The sequence below is a fragment of the Clavibacter sp. B3I6 genome (assembly GCF_030816895.1).
Lineage (GTDB): Bacteria > Actinomycetota > Actinomycetes > Actinomycetales > Microbacteriaceae > Clavibacter.
Genome location: NZ_JAUSYL010000001.1, coordinates 2262798 through 2277822, shown reverse-complemented (window position 1 = coordinate 2277822; position 15025 = coordinate 2262798). Strand labels below are relative to the sequence as shown.

The following is a 15025-nucleotide window of genomic DNA, read 5'->3' as shown; positions in this document are numbered from 1 at the left end:
GAGAGGCCCCGCACCATGAGGTTCCCCACCACCGGCTCCGCGCTCGTCGCGCTCACCGTCGCGACGCTCGCCCTCACCGGATGCTCCGCCTCCGGTGGCGCCGACGCCGATGCCCCCGCCCCCGGCGCCGGATCCGCCGACGGCGCCTTCCCCGCCACCGTCGAGACGAAGTTCGGCGAGGTCACCGTCCCGAGCGAGCCGACACGGGTCGTCGCCCTCGGCTGGGGCGACGCGGAGACCGCGCTCGCGCTCGGCGTGCAGCCCGTGGGCGCGTCCGACTGGCTCGCCTTCGGCGCCGACGCCGACGGCGTGGGCCCCTGGGCGCAGGGCCTCTACACGGAGTCGCCGGAGCTCATCGAGACGCTCGAGCCGTCCTTCGAGGCGATCGCGGCGCTGAAGCCGGACCTCATCCTCGATACCAAGGGCTCGGGCGACCAGGCCCGCTACGACCGCCTGTCGCAGATCGCGCCCACCGTCGGGATACCCGAGGGCGCCGACAGCTACCTCACCGACATGGACGACCAGGTCGACATGATCGCCGAGGCCCTCGGCCGCGAGGACCAGGGCGACGCCCTCCTCGCCGCGGTCGACGCGCGCTTCGACGAGGTCGCGGCGGCGCACCCCGACTGGAAGGGGAAGACGGTCACGGCGGCCACCAAGACCAGCGAGGGCTGGGGCGCCTACGTCGAGGGCAGCGAGCGCGTCGCGTTCCTCGAGGAGCTCGGCTTCGAGCAGAGCCCGACCATCGCGGGCCTCCCGAAGAGCGCGAGCGGCTTCACGGCCGACATCTCCTCCGAGCAGCTCGACCTGCTCGACGCCGACCTGATCGTCGCGTTCCCGATCTTCATCGACAAGGCCGTCATCACCGACGACCCGCTGTGGCAGGCGGTCCCCGCGGTCGCGGCCGGCCACGCGGTCGTCATCGACGGCGACCTGTCGTCGGCCTACTCGATCGGCACCACGCTCTCCACCGGCTACGCGCTCGACCAGCTCGTGCCGCTGCTGGAGACCGCCACGTCCTGATCCGGCTCCGCTCGACGAGGCCCGCCGCGCGCACCGCGCGGCGGGCCTCGTCGCGTCCGGCGGCTACGCGTCGAGCATCGCCGTGAGCGCCCGGCGGTAGTCCTCGAACGCCCGCCGCCCGACGGTCGTGAGCGCGAGGTAGGTCACCGGCTGCCGGCCCTCGTGCGTCTTCCGCACCTCCACGTAGCCCGGGTCCTCGAGCTTCCGCAGGTGGGTCGACAGGTTGCCGGCCGTCATGTCGAGGATGTCCTGCAGCCGCGGGAAGGAGATCGACTCCCCCGTCTCCAGCGTGGCGAGCGCGGCCACGATCCGCAGGCGGGCCTGCGCGTGGATCACGGGGTCCAGGTCAGCCAAGGCGGGCTCGCAGCGAGCGGCGGGCGCGGGCGCCGGACACCGCGATCACGAGGCCCGTGACGAGGTACGAGCCGCCGCCGACGACGGCCATCACGAGGTAGTTGCCGGGGTAGCCCGCGAAGGGCGCCGCGAGCGCGGCGACGACGAGGATCGAGCCGAGGAGCAGCGACGACCGCGAGTGGAACAGCGCCGCGGTCGACAGCAGCATCAGCCCGGCGACGAACGAGAAGCCCGACGGGTAGAAGATCGACAGCATCTCGCTGGGGGCGCCGTTGTACGACAGCCCCATCCCGAGCACGTAGACCGACGTCATGGCCACAGACCAGCTGATCCCGTACACGCGCCCCTGCCAGCGCGCCTCGCCCGTCGTCGCGAGGCCCGCCGAGCCGCGGACGCCGAGCACGATGCTCACGACGCTGGCCGCGAGGATGAGGCCCGCGAAGATCCCGACCGCCACCGGCAGCGGGAGGCTGACCGCGTCCGATCCGTCGATGAGCCAGAGCGCCGTGTAGCCGAGGATCCACGCGACGCCCCAGCTGATCTCCATGATCCAGACGAACGAGGTCTGCGCGTCGACCGCGACCCGCCGCTGGTCCTCCATGAGCGCGTGCATGGCGCGCGGGTCGGGCGCCGGCCCGTCGTCGTCGACCTCGTCCTGGTGCATCGTGGTGTCCATCTCCGCCTCTCCGCGGACGACCCTCGCCCGCCGGGCTCCCGCCCTCGCTACTTTGTAACGCAAAGCGCTTTGCGCTGTCAATGGCCATCGTGCGGATGATGCGCTCCTCCGGCCGCTGCGCGAGGATCGGGAGCGCGCCGTCGCCCGCACGGCCGCCGAGAGGACCGTGACCCGCATGCGCCCGTCCCGTCCCCTCCTCCCCCGTCCCCTCCTCCCCCTCGCCGCGGCGATGCTCGTCGCCGGACTCGTCGGGTGCACGGCGCCGGCGGACGGGGATCCTGTCCCCTCGACGACGGCGAGCGCCCGCTCCGTGCCCTCCGGCGCCGTGGCCCCGAGGGTCCTCCCGTCGCCGACGCCCGTCGCGTCCGACCCGGTCGAGATCGGAGCGGGCGACGCGGTCGCGGTCGCCAGCGGACGCCGGGTCGGGCGCCTCACGTTCACGGACCGCGGGGGCGCCGGGACCGACATCCGGCTGACGGGCTTCGGCGACGTGCCCGAGGACCTCGCCCTCGTCCTCCTCGACGAGTTCGATCCGAAGCCCGGGTGCCTGCCCGACGTCTTCGACACGAGCTCCTGGCAGCCCGACCTCGTCCGGGAGCCGAGCGGCGACCACGTGGGGCACCGGGCCCGCCGCGGGGACACCATGGGGAACCCCGCCGAGTTCCCCTACGCCATGGCCATGATCCGCGAGCCCGTGCTGCCGGACAGCGACGTCGAGGGGCGCGCCCGGGAGATCGAGCGCTTCGAGGCCGAGGTGGCGGCCGGCTGCATCTTCCCCACGGTCCTCGAGGCGGAGATCACGTGGCGCGCCCGCTGATCCCCGCGGCCGCCGGCATCGCCTGGATCGCCGCGGCCGCCGTCTACGTCGCCACGGAGGCCGTCGCGGCGTCCGCGTTCCCCGGGTACTCGTACTCCGCGAACTACATCAGCGACCTCGGCATCCCGGAGGCGACCGGGTACCAGGGCCGCGCCATCGACTCCCCGCTCGCCGCCGTGATGAACGCGGGCTTCGTGCTGCAGGGCGTCCTCTACCTCGCCGCCGCCGCGATCGCGACCCGCGCCCTCCGCGACGGCCCGCGCCGCGCCTTCCTCGCCCTCGCGGCCCTGCACGCGGTCGGGATCATCGTGGTGGGCCTCGTCCACGGCAGCGCCGCGAGCGACGCGAGCGGCATCGGGTGGCTGCACGTCGCGGGTGCCGGGCTCGCGATCGTCTCGGGCAACGTCGCCTCGATCGTCGCGGGCCTCGGCTCCCGGCGCCTCGGCGCACCCCGCTCGTTCCGGGTCGCGAGCGTCGCCCTCGGCGTCGTCGGCCTCATCGCGCTCGCCCTGCTGCAGATCCTCGGCGGCTCCACGATCGACGGGATCTGGGAGCGCGGCTCCGTCTACACGGTCACGGCCTGGGAGCTCATGACGGGCGCGACCGTGCTCGTGGCCGCCCGGCGTGCCCGGTCCGCCACGCGTGCGGCCTGACCCCGCGGATCAGCGCCGCTCGGCCGCCCGCAGCGCCTCGAGGTTGCGGTTGTACGCCTCGAGCTCGGCGTCGCCGTCCCGGTCGGCCTTGCGGTCGTACCGGATGGAGTCCCGCGTGTCGCTCTTGCTCCACATGATCGCCGTGACGATCGCGAGGACCACCGTCGGGATCTCCCCGATGCTCCACGCGATGCCGCCGCCGGCCTGCTGGTCGGCCAGCGCCGACTCGCCCCACGGCCGCCCCATGGCCCCGAACCAGTCCGCGAGCAGGAGGCCCGTGCCGGTCATGAGCGACAGCCCGAAGAACGCGTGGAACGCCATGGTCGCGAGCAGGAGCAGCAGGCGCATCGGGTAGCCGAGGCGCACGGGCATCGGGTCGACGCCGATGAGGTTCTGCGTGAACAGGTACCCGACGATGAGGAAGTGCACGATCATCCACTGGTGCCCGATGTGGTCGGTCGTGGCCCAGCTGAACAGCGGCGAGTAGTAGAAGACCACGAGCGATCCGGCGAAGAGCACGGCCGCCACGATCGGGTGCCCCACGAAGCCCGCGAACCTCGAGTGCACGGCCATGAGGAGCCACTCGCGCCCGCCGCGGCTGCCGTCCTGGCGCTTCCGGATGGCGCGCATCGCGAGCGTCACGGGCGCACCCGGCACGAGCAGCAGCGGGATGACCATGGCGAGCACCATGTGCGCCAGCATGTGCGAGCTGAAGAGGTACTTCTGGTAGACGTTCACGCCGCCGTTGGTGATGTAGAAGAGCCCCACCATGCCGGCGACCCACAGGATCGACCGGTGCACGGGCCAGGCGTCGCCGCGCTTCCGCAGGCGGTGCACGCCGGCCAGGTAGAAGAAGATGCCGAAGGCGCACAGCAGGAACCACAGCAGGTCGAAGCGCCACTCCGTGAGGTAGCGGATGGGCGACAGCTCGGGCGGCAGCGGCTCCCCCGTGAGGATCTGCGCCGGCGTGGGATCCGGCAGCTCGGTGGCCACGACCTGGCTCACGGGCGGCGCGGTGCGCGCGAGGGCGGCGGCGACGCCGGACGCCACGCCCATGAACGCGAGCTCCGCGGTCACGAGCCACCAGAACGGGCCGCGCGCCGTCGAGCCGCGCTCCTCGAGCCGCCCGATGAGGACGCGGCGGTACGCGGCGCCGATCAGCCCGAGCGCGAGGAGCGCCGCGACCTTCACGAGCACGAGCAGGCCGTACGGGGTGAGCAGGCGGTCGAGCGAGCCGACGCGGATCTCCGCGCTCACGTACCCGGACGCCGCGACGACCACGAAGCAGACGAGCGCCACCGCCGAGTACCGGCGGAGGACGGGCACGAGCCGGTCGCCGTCGAGCTTCGAGCGCAGCAGCACCAGGGTCAGGAGACCGCCCAGCCACACGGCCGCGAAGACGAGGTGCAGTCCGAGCGCGTTGACGGCGGCGTCGTGGCCCTCCGTGCCGCCCGCGTGCCCCTGCTGGGCCATGGGGACGAGCCCGCCGACGGCGAGGACGAGGACGAAGGCGATGGCCGTGTGGTTGCGCACCGCGAAGCACAGCACCGTGACGGTCGCGGCGATGAGCGTGGTCGCGAGCCACGCCTGGCCCACGGAGATCTGCGTGAGCACCAACCCGAGGCTCGTGCCGAACTCGGAGCTGAAGGAGAAGGGCGTCCCCGAGACGCTGAGGAAGGTGAAGAACGCGGTGATCGCCGAGGCGACCGTCCAGAGGGCGGCCCCGCCGGCGGCGATGTCGAGCGCCCGTCCGTACTCGGGGCGCTTCCGCGACAGCGCGAAGGCCGCGAGCAGCAGCGCGCCGATGGCCGTGGCCGCCGTGATGTTCACCGTCATCTTCGCGGCGGGCAGCCCGTAGCGGACCACCGGCCCGGCGTCCTCGAGGAGCTGCGGGGCGGCGCCTCCGCCGATGGCGAGCGCGGCCAGCAGGGAGAGGAACGCGACGATGAGGAGGGCGGCGGGCCCCGCGACGCGGAGGAGTTTGGGCATGAGGGATCCAGCGTAACTCGCGCCTGCTGACGGGCGGCTGGCCGCCTCGGCACGCAGGAGACGGAGCCCGGGAACGCGACAGCGGGGGCGCCGACCGGAGTCGACGCCCCCGCTGGGCGTGATGCGAGGAGGACTACTTGACGGCGGCCTTGAGCTTGCTGCCGGCGGAGACCTTGACGCCCTTGGACGCCTTGATCTCGAGGGGCTCGCCCGTCTGCGGGTTGCGGCCCGTGCGCGCGGCGCGAGCCGTCTGCTCGAACGCGACCCAGCCCGGGATCGTGACCTTGACGCCGTCGGCGACGTTGGTCGCGACGGTGGAGAAGAGAGCGTCGAGGACGCCGTTGACGGCGGCCTGGCTCTGTCCCGACTCCGCGGCGACGGCGGCAACGAGCTCGGTGCGGTTGAGTGACTTGTCAGCCATGGGTGTCCTCCTCGGACCTGGTGCCGTTCTTCTCGAGCGGCCGTGTGGTGGATGGGTTCTGTCTACGTCAGCTGACCGCGCGACCCGACGGGGCCGTCAGCGGTCCGTACGGCCGTACGGCCGCTTGGAACCTACCAGCTGGACTTCGTGATGCCCGGAAGCTCGCCGCGGTGGGCCATGTCACGGAAGCGCACGCGGGAGATGCCGAACTTCGACAGGTTGCCGCGGGGGCGACCGTCGATGCCGTCACGACCGCGCACGCGCACCGGGGAGGCGTCGCGCGGGAGGCGCTGGATGCCGGCGCGGGCCGCCTCGCGGCTCTCGTCGGTGCCGTTCGGGTCCACGAGGGCCTTCTTCAGCTCGAGGCGCTTCGCGGCGTACCGCTCGACGATGACCTTGCGCTGCTCGTTGCGGGCGATCTTGCTCTTCTTGGCCATGGTTAGCGCTCCTCGCGGAAGTCGACGTGCTTGCGGACGACCGGGTCGTACTTCTTCAGCACGAGGCGGTCGGGGTTGTTGCGGCGGTTCTTGCGGGTCACGTACGTGTACCCGGTGCCGGCCGTCGAGCGGAGCTTGATGATCGGACGGACGTCCTGCTGCTTGGCCATTAGATCTTCACCCCACGAGCGAGGATGTCCTTGACGACGGACTCGATGCCGCGGGCGTCGATGACCTTGATGCCCTTCGCGGAGAGCGTGAGCTTGACGTTGCGACGCAGCGAGGGGACGTAGTACGTCTTCTTCTGCACGTTCGGGTCGAAGCGGCGCTTGGTGCGCCGGTGCGAGTGCGAGATGTTGTGTCCGAAGCCGGGGACGGCGCCGGTCACCTGGCAGGTTGCTGCCATGGTTTCCTCCGTAGGTACCGTAGGGCGAGACCGCCCTACCCAAGATTTCTTGTCGGCACGCCCGTCCCCGGATCTCGAGAGAGGGGGTCGGGCGCACATGCGAGCGGATGAGCCGCTCGGCCAAGGATCGAGGCTACGCGACGACACGCCCGGGCGCAAGCCGGAGGTCCGGGATCATGCGGATGCGGGCGCCCCCGACGGGCTCGCGGACGCGCTGTCGGACGCCGCGTCGGCCGCCCGGCGGGTGCACTCGGCGCAGAGGCCGAAGACGTCGACCACGTGGGTCGGCGCCGTGAAGCCGTTGCGCGCGGCGACGTCGTGCGCCCAGGACTCGACCTCGTCGGCCGCGATCTCCACCGTCTTGCCGCAGACGCGGCAGATGAGGTGGTGGTGGTGGCCGCCCGTGTCGCAGGTGCGGTACAGCGCCTCGCCGTCGGGCGACTGCAGCGAGTCGGCGTCGCCCTCCGCGGCCAGGTCGCCGAGCGCGCGGTAGACGGTGGCCAGGCCGATGGGGGATCCGGCGTCGTGCAGGCGGGCGTGCAGCCGCTGCGCGCTCACGAAGTCGGCCGATGCGTCCAGCGCCTGCCGGACGGCCTCCCGCTGCCACGTGTTCCGCTTCATGCCCGTGCCCTCTCGGCGGGCGATCCTCCCCGCCCTGTCAGGGTACGCGTCCCGCCCGACGTGCCGCTGCGCGCCCGGAGGGCGTCGATGCCGCGGCACACCAGGTAGATGGTGAACGAGATGGTGGTGACGTACGGGCTGATGGGGATGCTGCTGCCGAGCGCGAGCATGATGCCGCCGACGATGCTCGCCAGCGCGAACAGCACGCTGAGGGAGACGACGACCCGCGGCGTCGACGAGACGCGCATGGCCGCCGCGGCCGGGGTCACGAGGATCGACAGCACCAGCAGCGCGCCGACGATCTGGATGGAGACCGCCGTGCCGAGCCCCAGCAGGACCATGAACACGATGGAGAGCAGGCGCACGGGGACGCCGCGCGCGGCCGCCACGTCGGGGTCGACGCTCGCGAACATGAGGGGCCGCCAGACGAGGGCGAGGCCGAGGATGACCACGGCCCCGATCGCGACGAGGTAGCCGAGCTGCGGGTTGTCGACCGACACGATCTGCCCGGTGAGCAGGCCGAACTTGTTGCTGGCGCGTCCGTCGTACAGGGCGAGGAAGAGGATGCCGAGGCCCAGGCCGAACGGCATGATCACGGCGATGATCGAGTTGCGGTCCTTCGCCCGGGTGCCGAGCACGCCGATGGCGACCGCCGCGATGAGCGACCCGACGAGGGATCCGCCGACGACGTTCACGCCGAGCAGCAGGGCCGCCGCCGCGCCCGCGAACGAGAGCTCGCTCACGCCGTGGACCGCGAAGGCGAGGTCGCGCGTCATCACGAAGACGCCGATGAGGCCGCCCACGATGCCGAGCACGGCGCCGGCGATGATGCTGTTCCGCAGCAGCGCGACGAGCGCGCCGTAGTCGGAGAAGTCGAACAGGCGCGACCAGACGTCGCCCGCGTCCGCGAGCAGGTGGATCACGCGGCCCTCCCGTCGGTGGAGCCGACGCCCGGCGCGCTGGCGGAGCCGACGGCCGCGGCGTGCCCGTGCACGCCGTGCGGACCGTGGTCGCCGTGCGCGTCGTGGTCCTCGTCGTCGTGCGAGTGGTGCCCGTGCGGGTCGTCGGTGGCGCCCACCACGACCACGCGGCCGCGCACGCGCATCACGTCCACGGGCGTGCCGTAGAGCGAGCTGAGGACCTCGGAGTCGAGGACCTCGTCGGGCGTGCCGATGCGGAACCGCCCGCCCACGAGGTAGAGGACGCGGTCGACCATGTCGAGCACCGGGTTGACGTCGTGCGTCACGAACACCACCGCGGCGTCGGTCTCGCGGCGGTGCCGGTCGATGAGCTCGCTGACCACGCGCTGGTGGCCGAGGTCGAGGCTGAGCAGGGGCTCGTCGCAGAGGAGGAGCCGCGGATCCGACGCGAGGGCCTGGGCCACCCGCAGCCGCTGCTGCTCCCCGCCCGAGAGGGTCGCGACGGGCGCGTCGGCGTAGGCCGTCGCACCGACCGCGTCGAGCAGCTCGTCGACCCGCGCGCGCTCCGCACGGCGGCCGACGGGCAGCCCCCAGCGGTGTCCGGTGACGCCGAAGCCGACGAGGTCCCGGGCGCGCACGGGCGTGGACGCCGTGATCAGCTTCTGCTGCGGGACGTAGCCGATGCGCCGGGCACCGCGGCGCACCGGCTCGCCGAGGAAGCGCATCTCCCCCGACGTGAGGCGCTGGGCGCCGAGGACGGACTTCAGGAAGCTGGTCTTGCCGGACCCGTTCGGGCCGAGGACCGCGACGAACTCGCCGGGCGCCACGTCGAGGTCGAGTCCGCTCCAGAGGGTGCGCGCGCCGAACGAGAGCGTCGCGTCCCGGAGGCTCAGGACGGGTGCGCCGGTCACGATCCCCGGATCGCGGAGGCCACGGCGTCGACGTTCTCGGTCATCCACTCAACGTACCCGCTGCCCGCGGGCAGGTCGGCGGGGAGCGTCTCGGTGACGGGGACCACCGGGATGCCGGCGGCCTTCGCGGCGGCGACGACCTGGTCCGTCGTGGTGCCCGTGGTCTGCGCGTTGTAGACGAGCGCGGCGACCTGCTTCTCCGAGAACAGGGCGAGGGTCTCGGCGAGCACGTCGGCGGGCACGTCGGTGCCCTCCTCGATGGCCTCGCTGAACTCGTCCGGAGTGCGGTTCTCGAGGCCCATCGCCGTCGTGAGGTACAGCGGCACGGGCTCGGTGATGGCGACGCCCTTGCCGGTGCCGGCCGCCTTGGCTTCCGCCTCGGCGGCGGCGATGCCGTCGAGCTCCTCCGTGAAGGCCTCCTCGTTGGCCTCGAAGGTCGAGGAGCCCGCGTCGTCGGCCTTCGCGAGCGCCTGCGCGATCTCCGCGGCCAGCTTCTTCATCGTGGGCACGTCGTACCACATGTGCTCGTTGAACTCGCCCTCGGCGGGCTCCTGGTCGTAGCCCGAGATGTCCGAGGCGTTCAGGAGGACGTGGCTCCCGGGATCCGGCAGGGCCTTCACCATCGTGTCGATGAAGTCGTCGTAGCCGCCGCCGTTCTGGATCACGACGTCGGCGGTGGAGAGCGCCAGCTGGTCGCGCGAGGTGGCCTGGTACTCGTGCGGGTCCTTGTCCGGGCTGTCGATGATCGAGGTGACCTTCACGTCGTCGCCGCCGATCCGCTTCGCGATGTCGCCGTAGACGTCGGTCGACGCCACGACCTCGAGCGCGCCGTCGGCGGATGCCGAGGCGCCGGCGGACGGGCCGTCGGATCCGGAGGCGCAGCCCGCGAGGGGGACGGCGAGGAGCGAGACGGCGAGCAGGGCGGTGAGGGGGCGACGGTTCATGGATCCGACGATACGGTACTGAGAACGGTTGTCAGTACCAACAGGGCCCCGCTGGGGATGCTCCGCCGACCCGCGTCAATCCAGGAGCAGCGCCGGCTCCTCGATGATGCTCGCGACGTCCGCCAGGAAGCGGCTCGCCACGTCGCCGTCGACCACGCGGTGGTCGAAGCTCGCGCCGATGGTCGTGACGAAGCGCGGGCGCACCTCGCCGTCGACGACCCAGGGCTTCTGCTTGATGGTGCCGAGCGCGACGATGGCGACCTCGCCCGGGTTGAGGATCGGCGTGCCGGTGTCCATGCCGAAGACGCCGATGTTCGTGAGCGTGATCGTGCCCTGGTTCATGTCCGCCGGGCTCGTCTTCCCGTCACGGGCCGTGAGCGTGAGCTGCTCGAGCGCGCGGGCGAGCTCGAGGAGCGACATGGCCTGCGCCTCCTTGACGTTCGGCACGACGAGGCCGCGCGGCGTCGCGGCGGCGACCCCCAGGTTCACGTAGTGGCGGACGATGATCTCCTGGTCGGTCCACGAGGAGTTCACCGTGGGGTTCCGGCGCACGGCCCAGATCATCGCCTTCGCCATGATGAGCAGCGGCGAGACCTTGACGCCGGCGAAGTCGGTGGAGGACTTGAGGCGCTTGACGAACTCCATCGTGCGGGTCGCGTCGACGTCCACGAAGAGGCTCACGTGCGGCGCCTGGAACGCGCTCTGCACCATGGCGGCGGCGATGACCTTGCGCACACCCTTGACGGGGATCCGGTCCTCGCGCGCGTCCGGCCACTCGGGCGTCTCGATGTTCTTGAAGACGCTCGCCTGCTGGGCGGTGCGGATGACGTCCTCGCGCGTGATCTCGCCGACGAGGCCGGTGGCCTCCACCTCGGCGAGGTCGACCTCGAGGTCCTTCGCGAGCTTGCGGATGGGGGGCTTCGCGATGATCGGCGCGGCCGACGCGGCGGGCACCGACGCGGGGCGCGGGGCCCGTGCGGCGGGGGCGCCGGCCGGCGCGCCGGCACGTGTCACCGGTCGCGCGGCGGCGGGGGCCGCGTCGCCCTGCTCCGTGCGGCGCCGACGGCTCGCGACCTTGCCGACCGTGCCGTAGCCCACGAGCACGGCGCCCGAGGTCTCCTCGGCGGCGGGCGCGGGCGGCGCGGCGGGCTCGCGGCTCTCGATGGCCGTGTCGTCCTCGATCACCGTCTCGTTCGGCAGCGCCATCTGCGCGGGCGTCTCGGCCGGGCCGGACAGGCCCGGGGTGCCCTGCGCGATCGCGATGATCGGGGTGCCCACCTCGACGGTCTGGCCCTCCTGCACGAGCAGCCCGGAGACCGTGCCCGCGAACGGGCTCGGCAGCTCCACGAGCGACTTCGCCGTCTCGATCTCGACGATCACCTGGTTGAGCGCCACCTGGTCGCCCGGCTGCACGCGCCACGAGACGATCTCGGCGTCGATGAGGCCCTCGCCCACGTCGGGCAGGGTGAACTCGGAATCAGCCATCGTGCGGTCCTCTTCTCCGTGCCGCGCGGGCGGCGGGCGGCGTCTAGTAGGCGAGCGAGCGGTCGACGGCCTCGAGGATGCGGTCGGCATCCGGGAGGTACAGCGTCTCGAGCTTCGCGGGCGGGAACGGGGCGTCGAAGCCGGAGACGCGGATCACCGGCGCCTCGAGCGAGTAGAACGCGCGCTCGGTGACGGTGGCCGCGATCTCGGAGCCGACGGACACGTGGCCCGGCGCCTCCTGCGCGACGACCAGGCGGCCGGTGCGCTGGACGGACTCGAGGATCGGCCCGTAGTCGACGGGCGAGAGCGAGCGCAGGTCCACGACCTCGACGCTCGTGCCCTCCTCGGCCGCGAGCTCCGCGGCCTGCAGCAGCATGGACACCATGGCGCCGTGGCCGACCAGCGTGACGTCGGTGCCGGAGCGGACGACGCGGCTCTCGTGCAGGCCGATGCCGGGCGCGGAGAAGTCGACCTCGCCCTTCGGCCGGTAGCGGGCCTTGGGCTCGAAGAACATAACCGGGTCGTCCGACCGGATGGCCTCCTGGATCATCCAGTAGGCGTCGTGCGGAGTGCTCGGGCTGACCACGCGGAGGCCGGGCGTGTGCGCGAAGTACGCCTCGGGGCTCTCCTGGTGGTGCTCGATGGCGCCGATGTGGCCGCCGTAGGGCACGCGGATCACGACGGGCATGCGCAGGGCGCCCTCGTGCCGGTTCGTGATCTTGGCGAGCTGGCTCGTGATCTGGTCGAAGGCCGGGTAGATGAAGCCGTCGAACTGGATCTCGCACACGGGCCGGTAGCCGCGCATGGCCAGGCCGATGGCGGTGCCGACGATGCCGGACTCGGCGAGCGGGGTGTCGATGACCCGGCGGTCGCCGAAGTCGCGCTGCAGGTGCTCGGTGATGCGGAAGACGCCGCCCAGCGGGCCGATGTCCTCGCCCATGAGCAGGACCTTGTCGTCCTCCTCGAGCGCACGGCGCAGGCCGGCGTTGAGGGCCTTCGCCATGGGCATGCTCTCGATGCCGGCGGGCGCGCCGTCCGCGGCGCCCGTCCCGGCGGCCCCGGCGGCCTCGGCGCGGTCGATGGTGTCGGTCATCGGGTCCCTCCCAGCGAGGCCTCGTAGCGCTCGAGCCACTCGCGCTGCTCCGCGGTGACGCTGTGCGGATCGGAGTAGACGTGGTCGAAGATGCCCGACAGCGGCGGGCCGGTGAGCTCGATGGTGCGGCGGCGCACGTCGGACGCGAGGTCCCTCGCCTCCTCGTCGATGCCGTCGAACAGGGACTGCGGCGCGCCCTGGCCGCGCAGGTACGCCTCGAGGCGGGCGATGGGGTCCTTCGCGACCCAGCCCTGCAGCTCGTCGTCGGTGCGGTACTTCGTCGGGTCGTCACTCGACGTGTGCGCGCCGACGCGGTACGTGAGGGCCTCGATGAAGGACGGGCCGCGGCCGTTGCGCGCGTCGTCGAGGTGCTTGGCCGTCACGGCGTAGCTCGCGAACACGTCGTTGCCGTCGACCTGCGTGCTGGGCACCCCGAAGCCGCGGGAGCGGAGGTACAGGGGCGTCCGCGACTGCGTGGAGACGGGCACCGAGATCGCCCAGTGGTTGTTCTGGAGGAAGAAGACCTGCGGGGTCTGGAAGCTCGCGGCGAAGACGAACGCCTCGCTGACGTCCCCCTGGCTGGTGGCGCCGTCGCCGTAGTAGGCGATGACGGCCGTGTCGCGGTCGGGGTCGCCCGTCGCCACATCGCCGTCGAACGCCACGCCCATCGCGTAGCCCGTGGCGTGCAGGGCCTGCGAGCCGATGACCAGCGTGTAGAGGTGGAAGTTGCCGGCCGCCGGATCCCAGCCGCCGTGGGTGACGCCGCGCATGAGGCGCACGATGTCGACGGGGTCGATGCCCCGGATCAGCGCGACGCCGTGCTCGCGGTACGCGGGGAACACGTGGTCCTGCGGGCGCGTGGCCCGGCCGGATCCGACCTGCGCCGCCTCCTGGCCGGTGCTCGGCGCCCACAGGCCGAGGTGGCCCTGGCGCTGGAGGTTGGTGGCCTCGAGGTCGAACGCCCGCGTGAGGCGCATGTCGCGGAGGAAGCCGCTGTGGTCGTCCTCCGTGAGTCGCTCGAAGTAGGGGAGGAACTCCTCCGCGGAGTCGCTCGGTGCGAGCTCGCCCGCGGGGGTCAGGAGCTGGACCGTCACATCGCTTTCCGGCATCGTCCCAACCTACCGGCGCGCCGGGTGGCCCTCCGGCAGCCCCCGGACAATCTCCGCCGACGCGTTCAGTAGCTTCCGGACAGAGGCGGGCTCGCCGACGGTGACGCGGATCCCCTCGGATCCGAACGCGCGGACGACCAGCCCGGCGGCGGCGAGCTGCGCCTCCACCTCGGCCGTCTCGGCGCCCGTGGCCAGCCAGACGAAGTTGCCGTGCGGGCGCGGGACCTCCCAGCCCTGCTCGGTGAGCGCGCGCCAGGCCTCGTCGCGGTCACGGGCGAGGACGGCGACGCGCTCCAGGAGCTCGTCCTCGTGCTCGAGCGACGCGAGCGCCGCGTGCTGCGCGTGGCCCGTGACGGACAGTGGGATGGCCGCGGAGCGGGCCGCGTCGAGGATCCGCGGGTGCCCGACCGCGTAGCCGATCCGCAGTCCCGCGAGCCCGTAAGCCTTGGAGAACGTGCGGAGGACGACGAGGTTCGGGTGGTCGGCCACGAGGCGCATGCCGTCGAGGGCATGCTCCGGCGCGACGAACTCGCCGTAGGCCTCGTCGAGCAGCACGAGCACGTCGCGCGGGACGGCCGCGAGCAGGCGCTCGAGGTCCTCCCGGCTCACGAGCGTGCCCGTGGGGTTGTTCGGGGTGCACACGATGACGACGCGCGTGCGGTCGGTGAGGGCCGCGATCATGCCGTCGACGTCGTGCGAGTGGTCGGGGAGGTTCGGGATCGGGACGCCCGTGGCTCCTGCGACCGTGATGAGCGTGGGGTACGCCTCGAAGGAGCGCCACGCGTGGACGACCTCGTCGCCCGGGCCGGCCGCGGCCGTGATGAGCTGCGAGAGGATCGCGACGGATCCGGCACCCGCGTGCACGTGGTCGACCGTGACGCCGAAGCGCTCGGCGAGCGCGGTGCGCAGCAGGGTCGCCCCCGCGTCCGGGTAGCGGTTGACGTCGCGGACCTGGTCGATGCGGGCCAGCACGGAGGGCAGCGGGTCGAAGGGGTTCTCGTTGCTCGAGAGCTTGAAGTCGTCCTCACCGGCGGGCTTGCCCTGGCGGTACGCGACCATGGCCGCGATGGCGGGGCGGAGCCGCACGGGGGCCGCGGGGTGGAGGGGCGCGGGTTCGGGGGTCACCGGGCGATTCTACGGGCGGCGCCCGGCCGTGCCCCGGCCGT

Annotated in this window: 18 protein-coding genes; 3 read left to right on the top strand and 15 right to left on the bottom strand. The window is 72.6% G+C overall.

The window, feature by feature from the left end; genetic code table 11:
- The first annotated feature begins 15 nt into the window (after window positions 1-15).
- A complete protein-coding gene (locus QFZ62_RS10960) occupies window positions 16-1023 on the top strand; it encodes an iron-siderophore ABC transporter substrate-binding protein (protein ID WP_307505512.1) in 1008 nt (335 codons plus the stop codon).
- Between the two features lie 63 nt (window positions 1024-1086).
- Here QFZ62_RS10960 and QFZ62_RS10955 read toward each other — a convergent pair whose 3' ends face one another.
- On the bottom strand, window positions 1087-1377 hold the full coding sequence (locus tag QFZ62_RS10955) for a transcriptional regulator (RefSeq protein WP_307505510.1): 291 nt from the start codon (window positions 1375-1377) through the stop codon (window positions 1087-1089).
- Complete coding sequence (locus QFZ62_RS10950) at window positions 1370-2053, bottom strand: hypothetical protein (protein ID WP_307505507.1); 684 nt, start codon at window positions 2051-2053, stop codon at window positions 1370-1372. The genes QFZ62_RS10955 and QFZ62_RS10950 overlap by 8 nt, the downstream gene beginning before the upstream one ends.
- 175 nt (window positions 2054-2228) lie before the next feature.
- Between QFZ62_RS10950 and QFZ62_RS10945 the strand changes: the two genes are divergently transcribed.
- Complete coding sequence (locus tag QFZ62_RS10945) at window positions 2229-2870, top strand: hypothetical protein (RefSeq protein WP_307505504.1); 642 nt, start codon at window positions 2229-2231, stop codon at window positions 2868-2870.
- On the top strand, window positions 2855-3523 hold the full coding sequence (locus QFZ62_RS10940; RefSeq protein WP_307505501.1) for a DUF998 domain-containing protein: 669 nt from the start codon (window positions 2855-2857) through the stop codon (window positions 3521-3523). The genes QFZ62_RS10945 and QFZ62_RS10940 overlap by 16 nt, the downstream gene beginning before the upstream one ends.
- Before the next feature lie 9 nt (window positions 3524-3532).
- Here the strand turns inward: QFZ62_RS10940 and QFZ62_RS10935 are convergent, their stop codons facing one another.
- From QFZ62_RS10935 to QFZ62_RS10875, 13 genes are all read right to left on the bottom strand, one after another.
- Window positions 3533-5512 carry a cytochrome c oxidase assembly protein gene (locus QFZ62_RS10935; RefSeq protein WP_307505499.1) on the bottom strand — a complete coding sequence of 660 codons (1980 nt, stop codon included), beginning with the start codon at window positions 5510-5512 and terminating at the stop codon, window positions 3533-3535.
- Window positions 5513-5645: 133 nt separating this feature from the next.
- On the bottom strand, window positions 5646-5933 hold the full coding sequence (locus QFZ62_RS10930) for an HU family DNA-binding protein (RefSeq protein WP_012039622.1): 288 nt from the start codon (window positions 5931-5933) through the stop codon (window positions 5646-5648).
- 131 nt (window positions 5934-6064) lie between these two features.
- Window positions 6065-6370, bottom strand: a complete 306-nt coding sequence (gene rpsN, locus QFZ62_RS10925) for a 30S ribosomal protein S14 (RefSeq protein ID WP_307505496.1) — start codon at window positions 6368-6370, stop codon at window positions 6065-6067.
- Window positions 6371-6372: 2 nt separating this feature from the next.
- Window positions 6373-6540 carry a 50S ribosomal protein L33 gene (rpmG, locus tag QFZ62_RS10920; protein WP_011187086.1) on the bottom strand — a complete coding sequence of 56 codons (168 nt, stop codon included), beginning with the start codon at window positions 6538-6540 and terminating at the stop codon, window positions 6373-6375.
- Window positions 6540-6776 carry a 50S ribosomal protein L28 gene (gene rpmB / locus QFZ62_RS10915; protein WP_012039624.1) on the bottom strand — a complete coding sequence of 79 codons (237 nt, stop codon included), beginning with the start codon at window positions 6774-6776 and terminating at the stop codon, window positions 6540-6542. The genes rpmG and rpmB overlap by 1 nt, the downstream gene beginning before the upstream one ends.
- Window positions 6777-6950: 174 nt before the next feature.
- Window positions 6951-7397 (bottom strand): Fur family transcriptional regulator, encoded by a 447-nt coding sequence (locus QFZ62_RS10910; protein WP_307505492.1) that lies wholly within the window; start codon window positions 7395-7397, stop codon window positions 6951-6953.
- A complete protein-coding gene (locus QFZ62_RS10905; RefSeq protein WP_307505489.1) occupies window positions 7394-8320 on the bottom strand; it encodes a metal ABC transporter permease in 927 nt (308 codons plus the stop codon). Before QFZ62_RS10905 ends, QFZ62_RS10910 begins: the two co-directional genes overlap by 4 nt.
- Complete coding sequence (locus tag QFZ62_RS10900) at window positions 8317-9228, bottom strand: metal ABC transporter ATP-binding protein (RefSeq protein WP_307505483.1); 912 nt, start codon at window positions 9226-9228, stop codon at window positions 8317-8319. Before QFZ62_RS10900 ends, QFZ62_RS10905 begins: the two co-directional genes overlap by 4 nt.
- Window positions 9225-10172 (bottom strand): metal ABC transporter solute-binding protein, Zn/Mn family, encoded by a 948-nt coding sequence (locus QFZ62_RS10895; protein ID WP_307505480.1) that lies wholly within the window; start codon window positions 10170-10172, stop codon window positions 9225-9227. The genes QFZ62_RS10900 and QFZ62_RS10895 overlap by 4 nt, the downstream gene beginning before the upstream one ends.
- A 75-nt stretch (window positions 10173-10247) precedes the next feature.
- On the bottom strand, window positions 10248-11657 hold the full coding sequence (locus QFZ62_RS10890) for a dihydrolipoamide acetyltransferase family protein (RefSeq protein ID WP_307505477.1): 1410 nt from the start codon (window positions 11655-11657) through the stop codon (window positions 10248-10250).
- Window positions 11658-11700: 43 nt separating this feature from the next.
- Window positions 11701-12666 carry an alpha-ketoacid dehydrogenase subunit beta gene (locus tag QFZ62_RS10885; RefSeq protein ID WP_307507776.1) on the bottom strand — a complete coding sequence of 322 codons (966 nt, stop codon included), beginning with the start codon at window positions 12664-12666 and terminating at the stop codon, window positions 11701-11703.
- 80 nt (window positions 12667-12746) lie between these two features.
- Window positions 12747-13859 carry a thiamine pyrophosphate-dependent dehydrogenase E1 component subunit alpha gene (locus QFZ62_RS10880; protein ID WP_307505475.1) on the bottom strand — a complete coding sequence of 371 codons (1113 nt, stop codon included), beginning with the start codon at window positions 13857-13859 and terminating at the stop codon, window positions 12747-12749.
- A 9-nt stretch (window positions 13860-13868) separates the two neighbouring features.
- Window positions 13869-14984, bottom strand: coding sequence for a pyridoxal phosphate-dependent aminotransferase (locus tag QFZ62_RS10875; protein WP_307505473.1), 1116 nt, complete (start codon window positions 14982-14984; stop codon window positions 13869-13871).
- Between the last annotated feature and the right edge of the window lie 41 nt (window positions 14985-15025).